Origin of the sequence: Paraburkholderia terricola, assembly GCF_900142195.1 — a bacterium.
Classification (GTDB): Bacteria; Pseudomonadota; Gammaproteobacteria; order Burkholderiales; family Burkholderiaceae; genus Paraburkholderia; species Paraburkholderia terricola.
Map to the genome: position 1 here is coordinate 307,266 of NZ_FRAB01000002.1, position 18,881 is coordinate 326,146.

The following is an 18,881-nucleotide window of genomic DNA, read 5'->3' on the forward strand; positions in this document are numbered from 1 at the left end:
GGCAGGCTGATCAAGGAAAAAACCCCCGCGACGTGAATCGCGGGGGTTTTTTCTTCCTGCCTATGAGCACGCGGAGCGAAGGGCGCTGGAATTCGGCTGGCGCTCAACCTTTGTGATGCTCATCGCGATTGCCGCCGCCTGAATGTTGCTCGCCGTGCTGCGGCTGGGGTTGCGGGCGCGGCTGCTGGACCTGCTGTGGGCGCGGCTCAGGACGCGGCTGTGGCGCCGGCTGCGGATGAAACTCCGGACGCGGCTGTTGCTGAACTTGCTGCGGACGCGGCTCAGGGCGCGGCTGTGGCGCCGGCTGCGGATGGAATTCCGGACGCGGCTGTTGCTGAACCGGCTGCGGACGCGGCTCAGGGCGCGGCTGTGGCGCCGGCTGCGGATGGAACTCTGGACGCGGCTGTTGCTGAACCTGCTGCGGACGAGGTTCGGGACGCGGCTGTGGCGCCGGCTGCGGATGAAACTCTGGCCGCGGTTGCTGCTGAACCTGCTGCGTACGAGGTTCCTGCCGCGGCTGCGGCGTCGGTTGCGGACGCGCTTCCTGACGCGCTTGCTGCTGCGCCGCTTGCGCATAAGCGTCCTGGCGTGGCTCCTGCCGCATCTGCGGGACATCCGCCGGACGCGGCACCTGCGCTTCAGGCTGACGTTGCATCTGCTGCGCCGAAGCCATGTTGTCCGCCGGACGCGGCACGCCGCGAGGCTGCATTCCGCCGCGCGCATCGGCGCCAGGCTGCGGCGCGAAGCCCGGCCGTACGGCCTGCTCCTGCGAACCACCGCGCGCTTGTCCCGGTTGCCCGGATTGTGCCTGCTGGGCCATCGGCGCATGCGGCTGCGTCCAGACGGGCTCATGGCGTCCGTTCGCTTCCGGTTGTTGCGGCCCGCCGCGTTGCTGGGGGAAAGCGTTCAGATTGCCGCCGACCGCCGCTTGTGGTGGGCGCGGCACGCCATTTGACGGATGACCCCCGTCTCCAGGCGGCTGGCGCCCACTGGCGGTCTGCGGCGGCATGCCGGGCCGCCCTTGCGGTTCGCCGGCACGCTGGTTGATCGGTGCTTCGCCGGGCCGAGGCCGCTGTCCAGGCTGCTGCGTGCCCGTCGGCCCGCCCGGCGCTCCGGGCGTTTCCCGTCCACCGGTCGTCCCAAGCGCACCGACTGGCGCGGGTCCACCCGGCGCTCCCGCCGCTCCCCGCGCACCAGGCGTCCCCGGCGCGGCCGACGAGCCCACGGTTCCACCCGGCGCACCCGGCGCACCCGGCGCTACCCCCGGCGGACGTCCGGGGATATGCGACTGCACGACCCGCACATTCTGCACCGGCAGCGCGCCCGGACTGCCCGCCATGCGCGCCGGGACCGAGGTTCGGACGATCGGCTGACCGGCGCCCGGCACTCGCCCGCCGCCTTGCGCGAAGCGCTGCGCGAGACTGTCGTGGTAGGCGGCCGGCATCGCCGGATTGCGCGTCGCGACCACCGGACGCGCCATCACCCCCGCCGGCGGCCGGTAATTGGCGTTGCGCAGGCCCGGCCCAAAGCTCTCGCGCACCGGCGCGATACCGGGCGCCCCCGGATTGATCCGCGCATTGCGCCATTGCCGCGGATCGACCTTCTGCGCGAAGCGCCCGACCGATTGACCATGCACGAACGCCGTCGCCGGCACCGCGGTCACGCCGCCCGGGGCGCGATAGTTGACGTAGGTGTTGTGAATGTTGGTCACATTCACATTCGTCACGTTGCGGTTGTAGTTGTTGACGATCGTCGTCTGATTCACGCGTTCGTAGTAGCGCGGACTCCAATGATCGCGATCTCCCCAGCGCGGATGCCACGGCTCGCCCGGCCCGAGCGGAAACCACGCGACGCCGGCCGCGACGGCGCCGCCGATGGCCAGATTCACGCCCCAGTCGACGCCGCCGCCCCCGCCACCGACAAAGGCCACCAACGCCGGCGCATACACCGGCGGCTGGCTGACCACCACCGGTCCCGGCACCCATGCCCACGAGTCGTCGACGTAGGCCCAGCGGCCGTAGTGGTAAGGCGCGAAGCCCCACGGCGCGTCGTCGACCCACGTCCAGCCCCACGGCGCCTGCCATACCCAATGGCCGTCGTGGTAGGGCGCCCAGCCGGCGGGCGTGGCGCGCGGCACCCACACTTCGCCGTATTCGGGGCTGCTGCGCCACGTGCCGTTGGCGTCGAGATCCTGGTAGCCGGGAATTTCGCGCGATACGTAGCGCGCCGACACCGAGCGGTCTTCCGCGGCGTCACGGCTCGCGGCCCACTGGTCGAAGCCGTCGGGACCGGGCGCGCCGTCGTTGGCGACTTGTTGCAGGTTGGTGCCGGCAAAGCGCACTTGCTGGCCGGCCGCGACCGGCACCTGGCCGCCGTCGCCGTACGCGGTCGCGCTGCCGCTGCGCACGGTGACGGTGGTGCTGCTGCCGTCCGGCGCGACGTCGACCCGATAATCGCCGGGGCCGTTCAGGCCGAGCGCCAGATTCGGCGTGTCGATTTCATACGACGAACCCGGCGGCAGTTCGCGCACCCGCGCCGACAGCGTGCCCTGCGCGACTTTTAGCTGCGCGCTGTTGTCGTCGAGATTGAGCAGGTCGAGGCTGGTGGACTGGCCGAGGCGCACCGCGGTCGAGCCGATGTGCAACTCCGAGCGCGCGTTCTGATCGTTCCACAACTGGTCGCCCGTGGTGAGGGGCCGATTGATCTGCGCGTACGACCACTCGTTGGCGCCGGCCGGCTCAGTGGTCACGGTGCCGGCCATGTAGTTCAGACGCGCGACGCGTCCGGGCGGATCGGTGTTCTGGCTGGCCGCGCCCTGGGGCGCCTCGCCGGCTTCCTGCGCCAGCGCGGCGTGCGTCGTGAACAGCAATCCCGCGAGACAGGTCGCGAGACAGACCGCGGTGGCGATCGGCGTAGGGCGGGTGGGGCGGCGTTTCGAATGCTGGGGTGTGGTCACTATTCTCATGAGCTCTCTCCGACGGATGGTGCATGTGCAGCAACCGTGAACCCACTGTACCCGCAGCGTTTGTTTCAAGGCCCCCACTTTTGTAAGGCCGCCTCACCAGCGTGTAACAAAAGGTCTCGCCCAAGCCGGAGAAGGCTTCCGGGAAGGTCTTTCGTAAGCCGATTGCGGATTTTCTGTAATCGGAGCACTCGATTAGCCGTGTTTTTCAGCCGTGATTCAAGCGGCCAGAAACGCATCGAAATGCCGATGCCCGGCGGGCGTGACGCGCAGGATTCGGGGGCGCTCCGTGCGTTCGACCCAGCCGTGCGCGGACCATGAATCCAGCAGGGCCGCGCCGAGCGCGCCGCCCAGATGCGGACGCCGCTCGCTCCAGTCGGGACAGGTGCAGGCAAAGCGCCGCCGCCGGCTCTTCTGCGCGGACAGGTCGATGCCCCAGTCGGCGAAACGAACGGCGCCTTCAGGCGTGGCTTCGAGCGACGTGCCGTGCAGCGTCAGCAGACCTCGCTCGACAAGTCGCGCGAACACCCGCACCGACAGCTCGCCGGCCATGTGGTCGTAACAGGTACGGGCGTAGCGCATGTCGAGCGGCACGGTGCGCGCCGCGCGCGGCACGGGCCGCTGCGGCGCGCTGGCTTGTGCGACGTTGGCGAGCGCTTCGATCGACGCGGCGATGTCAGCCGAGGCGATGCGGAAATAGCGATGCCGGCCGCGCACCTCGAGGGCGAGCAAGCCGCCGTCGGTCAGACGCGCGAGGTGCGCGCTGGCCGCCGACGGCGAGAGCCCGGCGATCATCGTCAGTTCGCCGGCTGGCCGGGCGCTGCCGTCCATCAACGCCCATAGCATCGCGGCACGGCCGGGGTCGGCGAGCAATGCGCCGATTCGGCTCAGCCCCGGAAAATGGTTCTGTTGGTCTGCAAGCGTAGCGGTCATTCGGGTATCTCCGTTGGCGGCGCGGATGGGGCGTCATGCGGTCACTGTATCGGGCCGCGGCATTCGATGTTTCAGCTTAGCGTGAACGATGGAGTGCGGCAGCTACGCAAACGCGTTTCGAACGCGCGGCTTCGGCGTCACGCGAAATCGCCAGGCTAGAATCGAAACCCTGTCCTTGCAGGAACACGCTGTCATGAAAACTCTTTTCGCCGTTGCCGCCGCGGTCATGCTGTTGAGTGCTTGCGCGCATGGCGGCGCCGATTCGGGCGCGGGCACCGGCAGCATCACGATGTACGGCACGATCGACGAAGGAATCACCTTCCGCAAATAAAGACCGGCGCTTTTCCAGGCGGACGAACCAAACCGGCTGGCAGAGAATGATGCATCATTGTCATTTCTGCCACCGCCGCTCGTGTGACGATCAGGGCATCGCCATTTTCGCCGCCAGAGGTCTCGCCGATGCCGCCGTCCGCCACTTCGTCAGCTTTCTCCACTTCAGCCGCTTCAGCCACTTTCGCCATCGCGCCGACGGCCACTCCCCCTGCGGTCACCACCGCCGCCGCCACCGCCGAAACAGACGTTCACCGCCCCGACCCGCACGGCCGGCGCGCTGCCCGCGTGCTGGCCGTCTGCCAGGCGCTTTACACGTCGTCGGTATCGATCGATCTGACCTTGACCGGTCTGGTGGGCTACACGCTCGCCGACGACAAGGCGCTCGCCACGCTGCCGTTCTCGCTGATCACGGTCGCCGCCGCGCTTACGACGATCTTCGCGTCGTTCCTGATGGCGCGCGTGGGCCGGCGCGCGGGCTTCATGCTCGGCGCGGGCGTCGGTGCGCTGGGCGGCGCGGTCTCCGTGTGGGCGATCTTTCACCACAGTTTCTGGGCCTTTTGCGCCGGAACGGCGACGGTCGGCGTGTTCCAGGCGTTCGCGCAGTACTACCGGCTCGCGGCGGCGGACGCCGTGGGCATGGACGGCAAAAGCCGCGCGATTTCGACGGTGCTCACGGGCGGCGTGGTGGCGGCCGTGTGCGGGCCGCTGCTCGCCGCGTGGAGCAAGGACTGGCTCACGCCGGTCGCGTTCGCCGGTTCCTACGTGCTGGTGACGGGCTTCGGTCTCGTGTCGATTGCGTTGCTGGCGCTGCTCTATCGCGACGCCGCGCCGTTCGCGCGCGTCACCGCCACCCACGCAGCGGCGCGGCCGCTCGGCGACATCGTGCGGCAGCCGATCTTTGCCGCGGCGCTCGCCAACAATGCGCTCGGCTACGCCGTGATGATGTTCGTGATGACCGCGACGCCGATCGCCGCGGTCGCGTGCGGCCATACGATCGGCGACGGCGCGGCGATCATCCAATGGCACCTGGTCGGCATGTACGCGCCGTCGCTCTTTTCCGCGCGCCTGATCGGGCGCTTCGGCGTGCTGCCGGTGATCGGCGCCGGCATCGGCCTGTCCGCGTTGTGCGGCGTGTTCGCGTTGCGTTCGACCGATCTGCCGCATTTCTACGCGGCGCTCGCGTGCCTTGGCGTGGGCTGGAACTTCATGTTCGTCGGCGGTTCGACGCTGCTCGCGCAATCGTACCGGCCGTCGGAACGGGCCAAAACGCAGGCCACCAGCGAATTCACGACCTTCGCGTTTTCCGCGCTCGGTTCCCTGTTCGCCGGCCAATTGCTGACGCGCTTCGGCTGGGCGACGATCAATGCCGCGATCTTTCCGCTGCTCGGGATCGCGGCGCTGGCCACGCTGGCCTACGCGTGGTCGAGAAAGCAGGCAGCGGCGGAGGTGGTGTCGTGATGGCTGTCCGTCACATCGTTTTCGCGGTCGCTCCGGAACTCGTGCTGCTCGACGCTTGCGGGCCGCTCGAGGCGTTCTGGCGCGCGGAGCTGGCTGCGGCGGCTACCGCCGCGGCTGCGGACTCCGGCGTCAAACCGGCCCACCCGGTGGCCTACCGCACGACGGTCGCGTCGATCGAAGGCGGCGTGCTGCAAACCTTTCCCGGCTTGCCGGTCGTCACCGAACGGCTCGACTCGCTCGACGACCAGCCGATCGACACGCTCATCGTCCCCGGCGTGCCGATCGATGAACAGGGCACGCTGCAACCCGAACTCGTCGCGTGGATCGGGCGTCACGCGACGCGGGCGCGGCGCGTGTGCTCGGTGTGCACCGGCGCGTTCTATCTGGCGGCGGCGGGCTTGCTCGACGGCCGCCGCGCGACCACGCACTGGCGCAGCGCGGCGCAACTCGCACGCAGCTTTCCCAAGGTGCAGGTGGATGCCGATCCGATCTTCATCCGCGATGCGGGGCATCGTGAAGGCGAGGGCGTCGTATGGACGTCGGCGGGCGTGACGGCGGGCATCGACCTGGCGCTCGCGCTGATCGACGAAGACCTCGGCCACGCGGTGGCGATGCAGGCCGCGCGCCGCCTGGTCGTCTTCATGAAGCGGCCTGGCGGACAGTCGCAGTTCAGCGCGGCGCTGACGGCGCAGGCCTCGGCGCATGGACCGTTCGAGGCGTTGCACGGCTGGATGGCGGCGCATTTACGCGACGACCTGTCGGTCGAACGGCTCGCCGAGCGCGCCCGGATGACACCGCGGACCTTCGCGCGACGCTACGTCGACGAGGTCGGCCGCACGCCGGCCAAAACCGTCTCCGCGCTGCGGCTCGAAGCGGCCGCGCGGGCGTTGGCGGAATCGCGCCGGCCGCTCAAGCGGATCGCGCTGGATTGCGGCTTCGGCAGTGAACAGAACTTGCGGCGCGCGTTCGTGCGGCGCTTCGGCGTGCTGCCGCTCGATTATCGGCAGCGCTTCATGTCGGCGGTCGCGCCGCAGCGCGCGGCGGCGTCCGAGGAAGCGAGGGCGGGCTGAGCCGCGATTCGGGCGCGACGCAACCGAGTCATTACCCGAAGCCCCATGCGCGAGCGCGTCCTCGCCCCGGCAAAAATTCCGCGCATCCGGCTCACCCAACCCGCGACGCTGTCAATATTGCGCTCGTATAATCGCCTCCTTTCAATGCATCCGATTGACCGGAGTCAAGATGAGCAGCCATCTCGTAGCGCCGCTGGACCGTTCCGAAACCACTTTCCGCTTTCTCGCCGAGCCGAGCTCCGTCAACTTCGGCGGCAAGGTGCACGGCGGCGCGTTGATGAAGTGGATCGACGAGACCGCCTACGCGTGCTCGGCGGTCTGGTCGGGGCGCTATTGCGTGACGGTCAGCGTGGGCAATATCCGCTTTCGCCGGCCGATCCTGGTCGGCAACCTGGTCGAACTGCGCGCGCGGGTCGTGGCGACGGGCCGCACCAGCATGCATATTCACGTGTCGGTGCAGGCGGGCGACCCGAAGGGCGGTGAGCTGCTGCAAACCACGGATTGTCTGGTCGTGATGGTGGCCGTCAACGAAAACGGCCACCCGGTGCCGGTGCCGGCGTTCGTGCCGGAGACGGATGAACAGAAGCGCCTCGCCAAATACGCGATGGACGTGAAGGAAGCGCTCGATGCGATCGTCGAGCTGAAGCCCGAAGAAGTGGCGCAGGGCAAGGTTTAAGCGGCGCTCGCTTTTGGCGTGGCGCACGGGGCGCTGGCGGCGGGGCCAAGCGCTGAGGCCAACTGCAAGCGCCGACCGTTGGGGCGGACCGCTGAGACCAACCGCCAACCGCAACCGCAACCGCAACCGCAACCGCAACCGCAACCGCAACCGCAACCGCAACCGCAACCGCAACCGCCGCCCCCCAGCATCCTCAACTCGCCGAATGCCCCACCATGTCGTGCGGCCGCACCCATTCGTCGAACTGCTGCTCGGTGACGTAGCCGAGCGCCAGTGCCGACGCCTTCAGCGTGGTGCCTTCCTTGTGCGCCTTTTTCGCGATCTGCGCGGCCTTGTCGTAGCCGATGTGCGGATTGAGCGCCGTCACCAGCATCAGCGATTCGTTGAGCAACGTGTCGATACGCTCGCGGTTCGGCTCGATACCCACCGCGCAGTTGTCGTTGAAACTGAGCGCGCCGTCGGCGAGCAGGCGGATCGATTGCAGCACGTTGTGCGCGATCATCGGCCGAAACACGTTCAACTCGAAGTTGCCGCTCGCGCCGCCGATATTCACCGCGACATCGTTGCCGAATACCTGCGCGCAGAGCATCGTCAACGCTTCCGATTGAGTGGGATTGACCTTGCCCGGCATGATCGAGCTACCCGGCTCGTTCTCTGGAATCGACAGTTCGCCGAGGCCGCAGCGCGGGCCGCTCGCGAGCCAGCGAACGTCGTTGGCGATCTTGTTCAGGCTTGCCGCCACGGTTTTCAACGCGCCGTGCGCGAACACCAGCGCGTCGGCCGCGGCCATCACTTCGAATTTGTTCGCGGCCGAAATGAAGGGCACGCCGGTCAGCCTGGCGATCGCGGCGGCGACCTGGGTGGCGAATTGCGGATGCGCGTTCAAACCGGTGCCGACCGCCGTGCCGCCCTGGGCGAGTTCATACAGATGCGGCAGCGCCGCTTCCACATGACGGATGCCTTGGTCCAGTTGCGCGACGTAACCCGAAAACTCCTGGCCGAGCGTGAGCGGCGTGGCGTCCTGCAAGTGCGTGCGGCCGATCTTGACGATGTCGGCGAAGGCTTTCGCCTTGCCGTCGAGCGTATCGCGCAGCGTCTTCAGCGCGGGCAGCAGATGCTTGACGATCCCATACGCGGCGGCCACGTGCATCGCCGTCGGAAACACGTCGTTCGACGACTGGCCGCGATTCACGTCGTCGTTCGGATGCACCTTGCGCGCTTCGCCGCGCTCGCCGCCGAGCAGTTCGCTCGCGCGGTTCGCGATCACCTCGTTGAGGTTCATGTTGGTCTGCGTGCCGGAGCCGGTTTGCCACACCGCGAGCGGAAATTCGTCGGGATGCTTGCCGTCGATGATCTCGTCGGCCGCCTGCATGATCGCCTTCGCCTTGCTTTCGTCGAGCACGCCGAGACCCAGGTTGACCTCGGCGGCGGCGCGCTTGATCACGGCCAGCGCGGTGATCAGTTCGGGCGACTGCTTCTCGGTGGAAATGCGGAAATTCTGCAGCGAGCGCTGGGTCTGCGCACCCCATAGACGAGCGTTCGGCACGCCGATCTCACCGAACGTGTCGCGCTCCATTCGAACATCTTCACTCATGGTTCAACTCCGCTTTTCAAAGTTCTGCGTTGACGGGCAATAGGGAGAATAGCCCGGTTAGCGCATTCCGGTATAACCCGGCCTCGGGGTCGAAAATGTAGGTGCGGCGCGCGCCTTTTTCGACGTCGGTCCACACGAGCGGCGAGGACGGCGCGCCGATCGAGCGCAGATGGGCGACTTGCGCGTCGTCCGCGAGCGTCACGCGATAGCTCACTTCGGGCTTCGTGGTGAGATCGAAGATATGCGCGACCTGTGCGGCGAGCGGCGGGCTATGGATCACCAGCGCCAGCTCGGTGTTCAGGTTGGCCGAGCGCGGATCGAGATTCATCGAGCCGATCACCAGGATCTGGCGGTCGATTACATAGGCTTTCGCGTGCAGGCTCGCGCGCGATTGCGAGCCGGCGAAGCCTGCCGGCGGCCCGTCTTGCTGCTGCGGCTTGAACTCGTACAACTCGGCGCCCTGTTTCAGCAGCGGCACGCGAAACGGACTGTAGCCCGCCTGCACGGCGACGGCGTCGGTCGCGGCGAGCGAATTGGTCAGGATCGCCACGCGCACGTCGCGCCGCGTCAACTGGCCGACCGCCTTGACGCCCGCCTCGTGCGGCACGAAGTAGGGCGACACGACGAGGAGATCCTTCCGCGCGTCGCGCATCAATTCGCCCAGCCGCTTGAACGGCGGACTGACGTAGTCCGGCGACGGATGTTCGATTTTCTCGGGCACGTCCACCTTGAATTCGGCGCGCGCCCAGGTCAAACCGAGTTGCTGCGTGGCGATCTGCGAAGCGAGCGGCGTGGCGTTCAGCGGCTTCGCGTTATACGGGTCGGCGTTGGTGCGCCAGTGTTGGCGCAACTCGTCGCGCGTCTCGTCCAGTTTCTTCGCCTCGAACTTCTGCTTGTTCAGCACGCGCAGCGGATACGCCATGCTGCTGTTCCAGTAGTCGTCGAAACTGGCGGAGATGTCGGCGGTGATCGGGCCGGCGGCCAGCACGTCGAGATCGCGAAACTGCAGCGTATCGCTGGCGCTGAAGTATTCGTCGCCGAGATTGCGGCCGCCGACGATCGCCAACTGGTTGTCCGCGATCATCGCCTTGTTGTGCATGCGCCGCGTGAAATGACCGATCTGCGTGAACACGTTCGTCGTGCGCTGGACCAGATTTTCCCGCGCGCTGCCGAACGGATTGAATACGCGGATCTCGATCTTGTCGTGCGAATTCAAGCCGGCCATCAAACGGTCGATGTCCTTGAAGTTCAGATCGTCGACCAGCATGCGCACGCGCACGCCGTGATCGGCCGCGTAAAGCGCGGCGCCGAGCAACAGCTTGCCGGTGGTGTCCTCGTTGGCGATGTAGTACTGCATGTCGAGGGTTTTGGTCGCGGCGCGCGCGAGCGCGATGCGCATCTGCAACGCGTCGGTGCCGCTCGACAACACCCGGAAGCCGGACTGATCCCGGTGCGCGGCTTCGAGCGGCGCGAGGGCGGTGCGAAGCGGGGTGGCGTCGCTCGCGGGCAGCGCGTGCGTGACCGGACGGTCGAACGCGGTGGCGGGCGGTTTGTCGGCGCAGGCGCTCAGCAAGGCGGTCGCGCAGGCCAGCAGGAAGAGATGTCTGACGGTGCTGAACGCGCGCTTGTCTCGCTGGGTAGCCCGCTGTGTAACCTCTTGTTGATCTTGATGCCGCGGCACGCTTTATCTCCCTTGTTTTCTGGCTCTAATCGGCAGCGCGGGCGGTCAGCTCACGCTGTCGAGAAATCCATTCTAAGGGGAATCAGGCTGACGGGTTTTTGTCCTTCCATATGGCTGCGGGGTGCGCCCAATGGCCCTGGACCGCGGATGGAATGGTCTGTTGAACAGGCAACGGCCAACGAGACCCACGACGATTCGCAGGTGCTCATTGGCCTGACATGATGCCGACGGCGGTCGTTGCCGCCACATAAAGACGTGCGATTAGCGGTGCCGCGAATACCCCGGTGAACCGCAGGCTACGTTTAGCGATCCGGCGCTCGCGCCGACCCGCCAGCCGGCACGTCGGGCGCCGCCGGCACGCGCCGCAAGCTCAGCTTATGAAAGCGCAGGGTCATCAGTAGCGCGACGCTCGCGAGGCCCGCCGCGAGCCCCCACCACAAGCCGCGCGCGCCGAGGCCGAAGTGAAACGCCAGCGTGTAGCCGGTCGGAAAGCCGATCACCCAGTAGCCGAACGCCGCGGCGATCATCGGCACGCGGGTGTCCTTCAAGCCGCGCAGGCAACCCGAGCCGACCGTCTGCATGCCGTCGACGATCTGGAAAATCGCGGCCACGCCGAGCAGCGAACTCGCGAGCGCAACGGTGGCCGCGTTGCCCGGGTCGTCGAGATGCAGATAGAGGCCGACGATCCAGTGCGGCGCGGCGATCAGCACGATGCCCGACAGCGTCATGAAGCCGACGCCCAGCGCCAGCGCGACGAAGCCCGCATGCCGCGCGGCGAGCGGCTGCCCGGCGCCCGACCAGAAGCCGACCCGCACGTTGGCCGCCTGGCCGATCGCGAGCGGCACCATGAAGGCCACCGAGGCCACGTTCAGCGCGATCTGATGCGCGGCCAGTTGCGATTCGCCGAGCAGCCCGACCATCAGACCGGTGGCGAGAAACAGCGTCGACTCGACACCGTAGGTGATCGCGACCGGCCAGCCGATGCCGAACAGTTCGCCCATCAACGGCACGTTGGGCCGCGTCGCCACCACGAAATGCCGGTAGCGCGGCCGCAAATGCAGCAGCGCCATCAACACCAGTGCGCTCAGCCAGACGGTGATCGAGGTGGCGGCCGCCGAGCCGAGAAAACCGAGGCGCGGCAGACCATACGCGCCGTGGATCAGGCCGTAATTCAGAAAGCCGTTCACCCCCACGCTCACGATCGACACCCACAGAAGCCGCTTCGCCGCGCCGATCGCCGGCAGGAACGAGCGCATCAAGCCGACGCCGATCAGACTGCCGAGCGCGCCCCAGCGCAGCACGGCCGCGTATTCGCCGACGTTGCGCGCGAGCAGCGGCGGCTCGCCGAAGGCCAGCAGGATCGGCGTGGCGAACGACAGCAGGAAGAAGGCCGGCACCGAGAGCAGCACGGACAGCACGAAGCCGGTCCAGTAGATATGCGGAACGCGCCCCTCGTCCTGCGCGCCGCGCGCGTGCGACACGCTCACGCTGACCGAGGTCAGCACGCCCTGCAACAGCGTCACCACGACGAAGAACAGGTTGGCGCCGAGGCCGCCGGCGGCGAGCGCATCGGGGCCGAGCGAGCCGAGCAGGATCGTGTCGGTCACGGCCATCGCCATTTGCGAAAGCTGCGCGATGGCAAGCGGCGCGGCAAGCCGGGCGGTGTCGGCGGCGTGGCGGGTCAAGGTCGGGGGCCGGGCGGCCACCCTCGTAAAGCCGGATTCAGTCATGGAGCGCCTGGCGGCGGAAATGGTGACAGCAGCGGTTGGCAGCGGGCGGCAGCGCGGCCGCGGACGCAAGTCGCACGAGCGCGGCGGCGCTGACGGGCGAGATGCGGCGAGATGCGGCGGCGGCCCGGCCTGATTCCGGCGAGGCTTGCCGTGCCTTGCGGTCCTTCGGCGAGCGCGTAGGGCGGCTGTCAGCCCAATGGTTTGTCTGTGGGAAACCGACAGCTTATTGCGATGCCGTCACGATGTCGATGGATAAGGCACGATTTTGGTGCGCGCATTCCTCCGAGTTCGCGGAGTGCGCGTCCGACCGCTTGTCACGCCTCGTGGACCGCGATTCGCGTATCGCCGAGCAGCACCACCTGGCCCGCGCGAATTTTGCAGGTCTTGCGCGTTTCGACGCGGCCGTCGACGGTGACCGCGCCGTCCGCCACCATCATTTTCGCGGAGCCGCCGCTGTCCGCGAGGCCCGTTATCTTCAGCAGATTGTGCAATTCGACATAGTCGCCGGTCAGCGTGAAATCGAGATTGGGCATGGCGTTTGCGCCTTCAGACAAAGGGTTCGCATCATAAGCCACAAGCTTGCCCTGGATGAAACACAGCGTGTAGCGAAGACCTCGCGCAAGCAAATGCAAGCAGTTGTTAGGTTTATGTCGGAAAGTGAAACCTTGCGTAACACCGGTCGTGTATCGCGGACTTCACTCGTAAAGTGGGGTCCCGTAGCAAAGCCTGCTGGATTTTCCGGCAGCAGTAGACCGGGCGAGAACCGGCAGCGGCTCCAGCCTTGCGGCCGCCGCGCTCGATACGACGCCCGCGTCACAACAATCTTAGAGAGGATTAGCCATGACCAAGATTCGCACCCTCCTGATCGGTACCGCCCTCACGGCTTTTGCCGCCACTGCCGCTGTCGCGCAGACCGCGCAACCGTCCGCCGGTGTGAGCGGCCAGGCACAAGTTCAGACCCAAGGGGCCGATCTCGCGCCCGCGGCGCCGGCCGCGCAAGGCGTGCAACCGGTAACACCCGCGCCGACGGTGCTGACCGCGCCGGGTTCGACCGACCCGCTGGTCCAGAAGCGCGACGCCAATGCCAAGGCCAATGCCGAATACCGGGCGTCGAAGAAGGCGTCCAAGGCGGAGTTGAAGGAAGAGCAGAAGGCCGCCAAGTCGCAATACAAGGAACACGTGCGCGACGCCAAGATCAACCAGAAGGCGGACAAGCAGGCCGCCAGCAACGAGATGAAGATGAACATGCAGGGCCAGTCGGTCGAGCAGACCGATGGGGCCGACGTGAAGCACTAAGCCGGAGGCGGCAGGCGTGCCGGCTGATTGGGCCGGCACGCTGGCCGCAACCAGGCGCGCTTGAAAGGGTGCGGACCGGATGCTTCGCCCAGCTTGCCGCGTGACGATCTGTCCGATTCGAAGCGCGCTGGCTCGTCCCGCATCGTATTAAAACGGAGGTATCGCATGAGCATCAATCAGTCCACCAGGAACCAGCTTTGTGCCGCCCTGATCGCGGCTTGCCTGTCGTCAGTGGCGTTCGCGCAGGCGAGCGATCCGGCCGCCGCGCCCGTGACCCACGCCGACAAGAAGGCGGCCAAGGAACAGGCGAAGGCCGACAAGAAGTCGTCGGTCGCGCAAGCCAAGGCGGACAAAAAGAAGACCGAGGCTCAGGCCGACGCGGATAAGGAAAACGCCGAGGCCAAGCTGAAGGATGCGAAGAAGCAGTAGGGTTCGGCTGCGCGCGGGCGTCGACACACGTTCTGCCGTGCACGAAAAAGTGGCCTGATGCGCGGATGCGCTTCGGGCCATTTTTTCGGGCGGTCGTTTCGTGCTCGCTGGTCGTGAACGGCGTATTCGAGGGAGCGGCGCAGCGTTGAACGGCGCAAGGCTCGTGCCGCAAAAAAGGGTCGCTTGTCTGCAGTGGTTGTATGGATATACAGTGTGCGTCGCCGCACCAAATCCAATCCAACGCCAAACGCCATTTTGCCCTCCGTCGCCGAATCTCCGCCGCCGTTCGATACCGCCGCCTGGCTCGCCAAGCTCAACGACGCGCAACGCGAAGCCGTCGAATACGGCGCCGACACACCCACCGTGCCGCCGGGCGCGCTGCTGGTGATCGCGGGCGCCGGTTCCGGCAAGACCAATACGCTGGCGCACCGCGTCGCCAATCTGGTGGTGAAGGGCGCCGATCCGCGCCGCATCCTTCTGCTGACGTTTTCGCGCCGCGCCGCACTCGAAATGACCCGCCGCGTCACGCGCATCGCGGGCGCGGCGCTGGGCACGCGGGCCGCATTGGCGCAAGGGCTCACATGGTCGGGTACGTTCCATAGCGTCGGCGCGCGTCTCTTGCGCGAATACGCGGATCTGATCGGCCTTGCGCCCGCCTTCACGATCAACGACCGCGAGGATTCCGCCGACCTGATGAACCTCGTGCGCCATGAACTCGGTTTGTCGGCGAAAGAGCGGCGCTTTCCGGCCAAGAGCACCTGTTTCGCCATTTACTCGCGCGTCGTGAACACCGGCGCGTCGCTTGGTCAGGTGCTCGACAAGGCGTTTCCCTGGTGCCGCGAATGGGAAGCCGATCTGCGCATGCTGTTCGCGGCTTACGTCGAAGCGAAGCAGAAGCAGAGCGTGCTCGATTACGACGACCTGCTGCTTTACTGGTCGCACATGGCCGCCGAGCCGGCGATCGCCGCCGATCTGTCGGCGCGCTTCGATCACGTGCTGGTCGACGAGTACCAGGACACCAACCGCCTGCAGGCGTCGATTCTGCTCGCGTTGAAACCGGACGGCCGCGGCCTGACCGTGGTCGGCGACGACGCGCAGTCCATCTATTCGTTTCGCGGCGCGACCGTGCGCAATATTCTCGACTTTCCGGCGCATTTCGATCCGCCCGCGAGGCAGGTCACGCTGGAGCGCAACTACCGCTCGACTGGGCCGATCCTGGCGGCGTCGAATGCGGTGATCGAACTCGCCAGCGAGCGCTACACGAAGAATCTGTGGACCGACAAGGCGTCGGCGCAGCGCCCGCGTCTCGTCACGGTGGCCGACGAAGCCGATCAGGCCCGCTATGTCGTCGAGCAGGTGCTCGAAGCGCGCGAGCAGGGCATGAAACTCAAGTCGCAGGCGGTGCTGTTTCGCGCCGCGCATCACAGTGCCGCGCTGGAGATCGAACTGACCCGCCGCAACATTCCGTTCGTGAAATTCGGCGGGCTGAAGTTTCTCGATTCCGTACACGTGAAGGACGTGCTGGCCGTGCTGCGCTGGGCGGAGAATCCGCGCGACCGCGTCGCCGGTTTTCGCGTCGTGCAGTTGCTGCCGGGCGTGGGGCCGGCCACCGCGGCGAGGGTGCTCGACGAAGTCGCCGCGCGCGCCGGCAATGGTGAGCCGGCCGGCGATGCGTCCGGCAGTGCGTCCGACCGCGCGACCAACAGCGCGACCAACAGCGCGGCCGGCGCGTTGGCCGCGTTCGCGCCGCCCGCTCGCGCGCAGGAAGACTGGCATCCGTTCGTCAAGCTCATGTCGAGCGTGTATGGGCGGCAAACGCCGTGGCCCGCCGAGTTCGAAATGGTGCGGCGCTGGTACGAGCCGCATCTGGAGCGCAATCATGAAGACGCGGCGATCCGCCACGCCGACCTGTTGCAGATGGAAAGCATCGCGGGCACCTACCCGTCGCGCGAACGCTTTCTGACCGAACTGACGCTCGATCCGCCCGACGCCACCAGCGACGAATCCGGCGTGCCGCTGATCGACGAGGACTACCTGATCCTCTCCACGATCCATTCGGCGAAGGGCCAGGAGTGGCGCAACGTGTTCGTGCTGAACGGCGTCGATGGCTGCATGCCGTCCGATCTCGCCACCGGCAGCGAAGAGGACATCGACGAGGAGCGGCGTCTGTTATACGTAGCGATGACGCGTGCGAAGGAAGACCTGCACATCGTCGTGCCGCAGCGCTTTTACGTGCACAACCAGACGCATCTGGGCGACCGTCACGTGTGGGCGTCGCGCACGCGCTTCATCCCCGCGCATCTCTTGCCGTTGTTCGACGCGTATGCGTGGCCGCGCGTGCCGGTACCGGCCGCGCCCACGGCGGCGGGGCTGGCCGCCGCGGCGCAGGCGAAGATCGAGATTGGGGCGAAGCTCAGGAAGATGTGGGATTGAGCCCCAAGCGACGGTCTCAGGATTACCGCGACTGCCGCTGCTGCTGTTGCGGACGCGGCGGCACGAAGAAATTGCGCAGCCATGCGGCCATGCGCGAGAACACGTCGTACGGCTCTTCGACGAAAATCTCCGGCTTCAGCAGGCGCAGATACTCCATGATCTGCTGCGCTTCCTGCTTCTGGAACGAGCCGTGCGAAATGCCCAGGCGCAGCAGCCCGCGCAACTCGCCGAGCTTCTCGCGCGCGGTGCTGCCCACGCCGGTTTCGCACGCCACCTTGGCTTCGTAGACGCGCTGGCGCAGCGACTCCGCCAGCCGCCAGGCCGGCGTCTGCATGATTTCCTCGAGCGCCTGAATGTCCTGCACCGCGCTCTTGATCTGCGCGGCGAGCGGATCGACCAGCACCGCGTCGCCTTCCGCTTCCTTGACGATCGCCGCCGCCCAGTCGCGACATTGCTTGGCGAGCTCTTCCGGCGTCCATTCCGAGCGCGCCGCGAAGCCGAAACCGAATTCGCCCGCCTGCCGCATCAGAATCGCGACCACATCGGGGAATTCCTTGTCGAGCGTGCGCTTCGCCCACGCGTATTGACCGCCTTGCAACATCCGTTGAACCGCGTGTTCGGTCAACGGCACCATGTTGTCGAGCAGCTTGGCGCGCAAAAAATCTTCGAACGACGGCGTTGCGAACTGCGGATCGAGCTTTAGCGAGACGCGCAGAAAAGCGTCGAAATCCTTGCGCAGCGTCGCAATGGTCTCGTCCTTGAGCGTGAGGGTGATTTGACCCATGTGATATCCCGTTTGGTCCTGCCGCGCGGCCTCGTCGTGTCGTTCGGCCGCGTGCGGACCCGGTGAGACGCGACGCCGGATGCCGGCGCGGTTGATTCCTGCCTGTTGCCGCGTAACCAGCGGGACCTGTATCCCGACGAGCGGACCTCGACTGCATATCGGCGGATTCGACGGAAACTTGAGGGCGTGCCGGCGATGGCGCCGGCTTTGAAGCGATGCGTCGCCCGGCATGCGCGCGTGCCGCACGGCCCGCAGCGCCGGTACGGCGCGCGGTCGGCGTATGCGGCTCACGGTTCGCGGCTTATTTGAGCACGACACATTGCCAGATAAAAAAGACCGTCAGGCCGGCCGCGATGGTCAGCAGCGGACGGCGCGTCAGCGCGCTGACGGCGACGGCGGCCAGCGCGCCGACCAGTTGTGGATTGCGCCAGCTTAGTTCGGCGCTCGCGCCGTGCGGCGAAACCGCCATCGGCACGATGATCGCGGTCAGCACGGTCACCGGCACGAAGCCGAGTGCGATGCGCACGAGCGGCGGGAACACCAGCCGGTCGCCGAGAACGAAGACGGCGGCGCGAATCACCCACGTGATGACCGCCATGCCGAGAATCAGGACGACATAGCTCATTGCGACGCTCCCGCCGTTTTCCGGGCGTTGTTTCGCGCGTGTTCCTGGGTCGTTTTCCGGCTACGTCGCGAGTTCGGCCGCGAGAGCGACAGCAGCACGCCGACCGCGACGCCCGCGAACACGGCGGCGAGCAGGCCGAGCTTGTACGGCCACGCCTGCCAGAAAAACGCCAGCATGCCCGCGGTGACGGCCGCCGCGATGTAGCGCAGCGCGACGAGTTGCGGCACGACGATCGCGATGAAGGTGGCGACCATCGCGAAATCGAGCCCGAGCGACTGCAAACCGGGGAAGGCCGCGCCGAACAACAGGCCCGCGACGGTCCAGAGCTGCCAGTTCAGGTACATCGCCAGGCCCGCGCCGAAGAAGTAGTGCGGGCCGACCGTGCCGGGCGCCCTGTGCCGGTAATGCTCCCACGCGACGGCGAAGACTTCGTCGGTGAGCAGCGCGCCGAGCACCCAGCGCCAGCGAGCCGGCAGATGCGCGACGTGCGGCGCGAGCGTCGCGCTGTACAGCACGTGACGCAGATTGACGACGAGCGTCGTCGCCCAGATCACCGCGAAGCTCGCGTGGCCGGCGATCAGGCCGAGCGCGATGAACTGCGCGGAGCCGGCGAACACGGCGAGCGACATCAACTGACCGTGCCAGGGATGCAGCGGCCCCGATGCGACGAGCGTGCCGAAGATGACGCCGAAGGGCGCCGCGCCGACCATCATCGGGATGATGTCGCGTGCGCCGGCGGTGAAGTCTTTTCGATGGCCTGGGTGGGTGGGCCGGCTTGGGGTGGGATGGGTCAATCGTTGCCTCCTTGGTTCGGGAAGCATAGCGGGCGGTGGTGGACGAGGCTTGTACGTTCTTGCGGCGGGGGAGGGGGCGGCGG

At 67.1% G+C, this 18,881-nt stretch carries 17 protein-coding genes; 7 read left to right on the forward strand and 10 right to left on the reverse strand.

From position 1 onward, the window contains the following. Positions 1 to 103: 103 nt before the first annotated feature. Positions 104 to 2,965: a DUF6600 domain-containing protein gene (locus tag BUE39_RS03270; RefSeq protein ID WP_073427206.1), complete on the reverse strand. Its 2,862-nt coding sequence runs from the start codon at positions 2,963 to 2,965 to the stop codon at positions 104 to 106. A gap of 216 nt (positions 2,966 to 3,181) precedes the next feature. After that, positions 3,182 to 3,895: an ArsR/SmtB family transcription factor gene (locus BUE39_RS03275; protein ID WP_073427207.1), complete on the reverse strand. Its 714-nt coding sequence runs from the start codon at positions 3,893 to 3,895 to the stop codon at positions 3,182 to 3,184. A 193-nt stretch (positions 3,896 to 4,088) separates the two neighbouring features. Between BUE39_RS03275 and BUE39_RS35095 the strand changes: the two genes are divergently transcribed. Next, complete coding sequence (locus BUE39_RS35095; protein ID WP_167363264.1) at positions 4,089 to 4,226, forward strand: hypothetical protein; 138 nt, start codon at positions 4,089 to 4,091, stop codon at positions 4,224 to 4,226. Here BUE39_RS35095 and BUE39_RS34000 read toward each other — a convergent pair. After that, entirely contained in the window at positions 4,210 to 4,449 is a 240-nt protein-coding gene (locus tag BUE39_RS34000; protein WP_143031900.1) for a hypothetical protein, read from the reverse strand. The two genes, BUE39_RS35095 and BUE39_RS34000, sit on opposite strands and share 17 nt — an antisense overlap. Here BUE39_RS34000 and BUE39_RS03285 point away from each other — a divergent pair. From BUE39_RS03285 to BUE39_RS03295, 3 genes are all read left to right on the forward strand, one after another. Then, the gene (locus BUE39_RS03285; RefSeq protein ID WP_235004794.1) at positions 4,355 to 5,686 is read left to right on the forward strand and encodes an MFS transporter; all 1,332 of its coding nucleotides are present in this window, start codon (positions 4,355 to 4,357) and stop codon (positions 5,684 to 5,686) included. The genes BUE39_RS34000 and BUE39_RS03285 overlap by 95 nt on opposite strands. Further along, complete coding sequence (locus tag BUE39_RS03290; protein WP_073427210.1) at positions 5,686 to 6,756, forward strand: GlxA family transcriptional regulator; 1,071 nt, start codon at positions 5,686 to 5,688, stop codon at positions 6,754 to 6,756. The genes BUE39_RS03285 and BUE39_RS03290 overlap by 1 nt, the downstream gene beginning before the upstream one ends. Positions 6,757 to 6,925: 169 nt before the next feature. Next, the gene (locus BUE39_RS03295; protein ID WP_073427211.1) at positions 6,926 to 7,432 is read left to right on the forward strand and encodes an acyl-CoA thioesterase; all 507 of its coding nucleotides are present in this window, start codon (positions 6,926 to 6,928) and stop codon (positions 7,430 to 7,432) included. A gap of 193 nt (positions 7,433 to 7,625) precedes the next feature. Here BUE39_RS03295 and fumC read toward each other — a convergent pair whose 3' ends face one another. The 4 genes from fumC to BUE39_RS03320 all read right to left on the reverse strand — a co-directional run bounded on the left by fumC (position 7,626) and on the right by BUE39_RS03320 (position 12,970). Continuing rightward, positions 7,626 to 9,026 (reverse strand): class II fumarate hydratase, encoded by a 1,401-nt coding sequence (gene fumC / locus BUE39_RS03305; protein ID WP_073427213.1) that lies wholly within the window; start codon positions 9,024 to 9,026, stop codon positions 7,626 to 7,628. Between the two features lie 16 nt (positions 9,027 to 9,042). After that, positions 9,043 to 10,707, reverse strand: a complete 1,665-nt coding sequence (locus BUE39_RS03310) for a phospholipase D family protein (RefSeq protein ID WP_073427214.1) — start codon at positions 10,705 to 10,707, stop codon at positions 9,043 to 9,045. A 302-nt stretch (positions 10,708 to 11,009) separates the two neighbouring features. Continuing rightward, the gene (locus BUE39_RS03315) at positions 11,010 to 12,437 is read right to left on the reverse strand and encodes an MATE family efflux transporter (RefSeq protein WP_073427215.1); all 1,428 of its coding nucleotides are present in this window, start codon (positions 12,435 to 12,437) and stop codon (positions 11,010 to 11,012) included. 314 nt (positions 12,438 to 12,751) lie between these two features. Beyond that, on the reverse strand, positions 12,752 to 12,970 hold the full coding sequence (locus BUE39_RS03320; RefSeq protein ID WP_011489423.1) for an RNA-binding S4 domain-containing protein: 219 nt from the start codon (positions 12,968 to 12,970) through the stop codon (positions 12,752 to 12,754). Positions 12,971 to 13,277: 307 nt separating this feature from the next. Between BUE39_RS03320 and BUE39_RS03325 the strand changes: the two genes are divergently transcribed. The 3 genes from BUE39_RS03325 (at position 13,278) to BUE39_RS03335 (ending at position 16,595) form a co-directional block, all read left to right on the forward strand. Then, the gene (locus tag BUE39_RS03325; protein WP_073427216.1) at positions 13,278 to 13,733 is read left to right on the forward strand and encodes a hypothetical protein; all 456 of its coding nucleotides are present in this window, start codon (positions 13,278 to 13,280) and stop codon (positions 13,731 to 13,733) included. Between the two features lie 165 nt (positions 13,734 to 13,898). Beyond that, on the forward strand, positions 13,899 to 14,162 hold the full coding sequence (locus tag BUE39_RS03330; RefSeq protein WP_073427217.1) for a hypothetical protein: 264 nt from the start codon (positions 13,899 to 13,901) through the stop codon (positions 14,160 to 14,162). A 255-nt stretch (positions 14,163 to 14,417) separates the two neighbouring features. Beyond that, on the forward strand, positions 14,418 to 16,595 hold the full coding sequence (locus BUE39_RS03335; protein ID WP_176035731.1) for an ATP-dependent helicase: 2,178 nt from the start codon (positions 14,418 to 14,420) through the stop codon (positions 16,593 to 16,595). Between the two features lie 22 nt (positions 16,596 to 16,617). On the opposite strand, the gene BUE39_RS03340 is transcribed toward BUE39_RS03335, so the two are convergent. The 3 genes from BUE39_RS03340 to BUE39_RS03350 all read right to left on the reverse strand — a co-directional run bounded on the left by BUE39_RS03340 (position 16,618) and on the right by BUE39_RS03350 (position 18,825). Beyond that, a complete protein-coding gene (locus BUE39_RS03340) occupies positions 16,618 to 17,379 on the reverse strand; it encodes a DUF4088 family protein (protein ID WP_073427218.1) in 762 nt (253 codons plus the stop codon). A gap of 301 nt (positions 17,380 to 17,680) precedes the next feature. Continuing rightward, complete coding sequence (locus tag BUE39_RS03345) at positions 17,681 to 18,004, reverse strand: AzlD domain-containing protein (protein ID WP_073427219.1); 324 nt, start codon at positions 18,002 to 18,004, stop codon at positions 17,681 to 17,683. Then, positions 18,001 to 18,825 carry an AzlC family ABC transporter permease gene (locus BUE39_RS03350; RefSeq protein WP_090518685.1) on the reverse strand — a complete coding sequence of 275 codons (825 nt, stop codon included), beginning with the start codon at positions 18,823 to 18,825 and terminating at the stop codon, positions 18,001 to 18,003. The genes BUE39_RS03345 and BUE39_RS03350 overlap by 4 nt, the downstream gene beginning before the upstream one ends. Positions 18,826 to 18,881 lie beyond the last annotated feature (56 nt).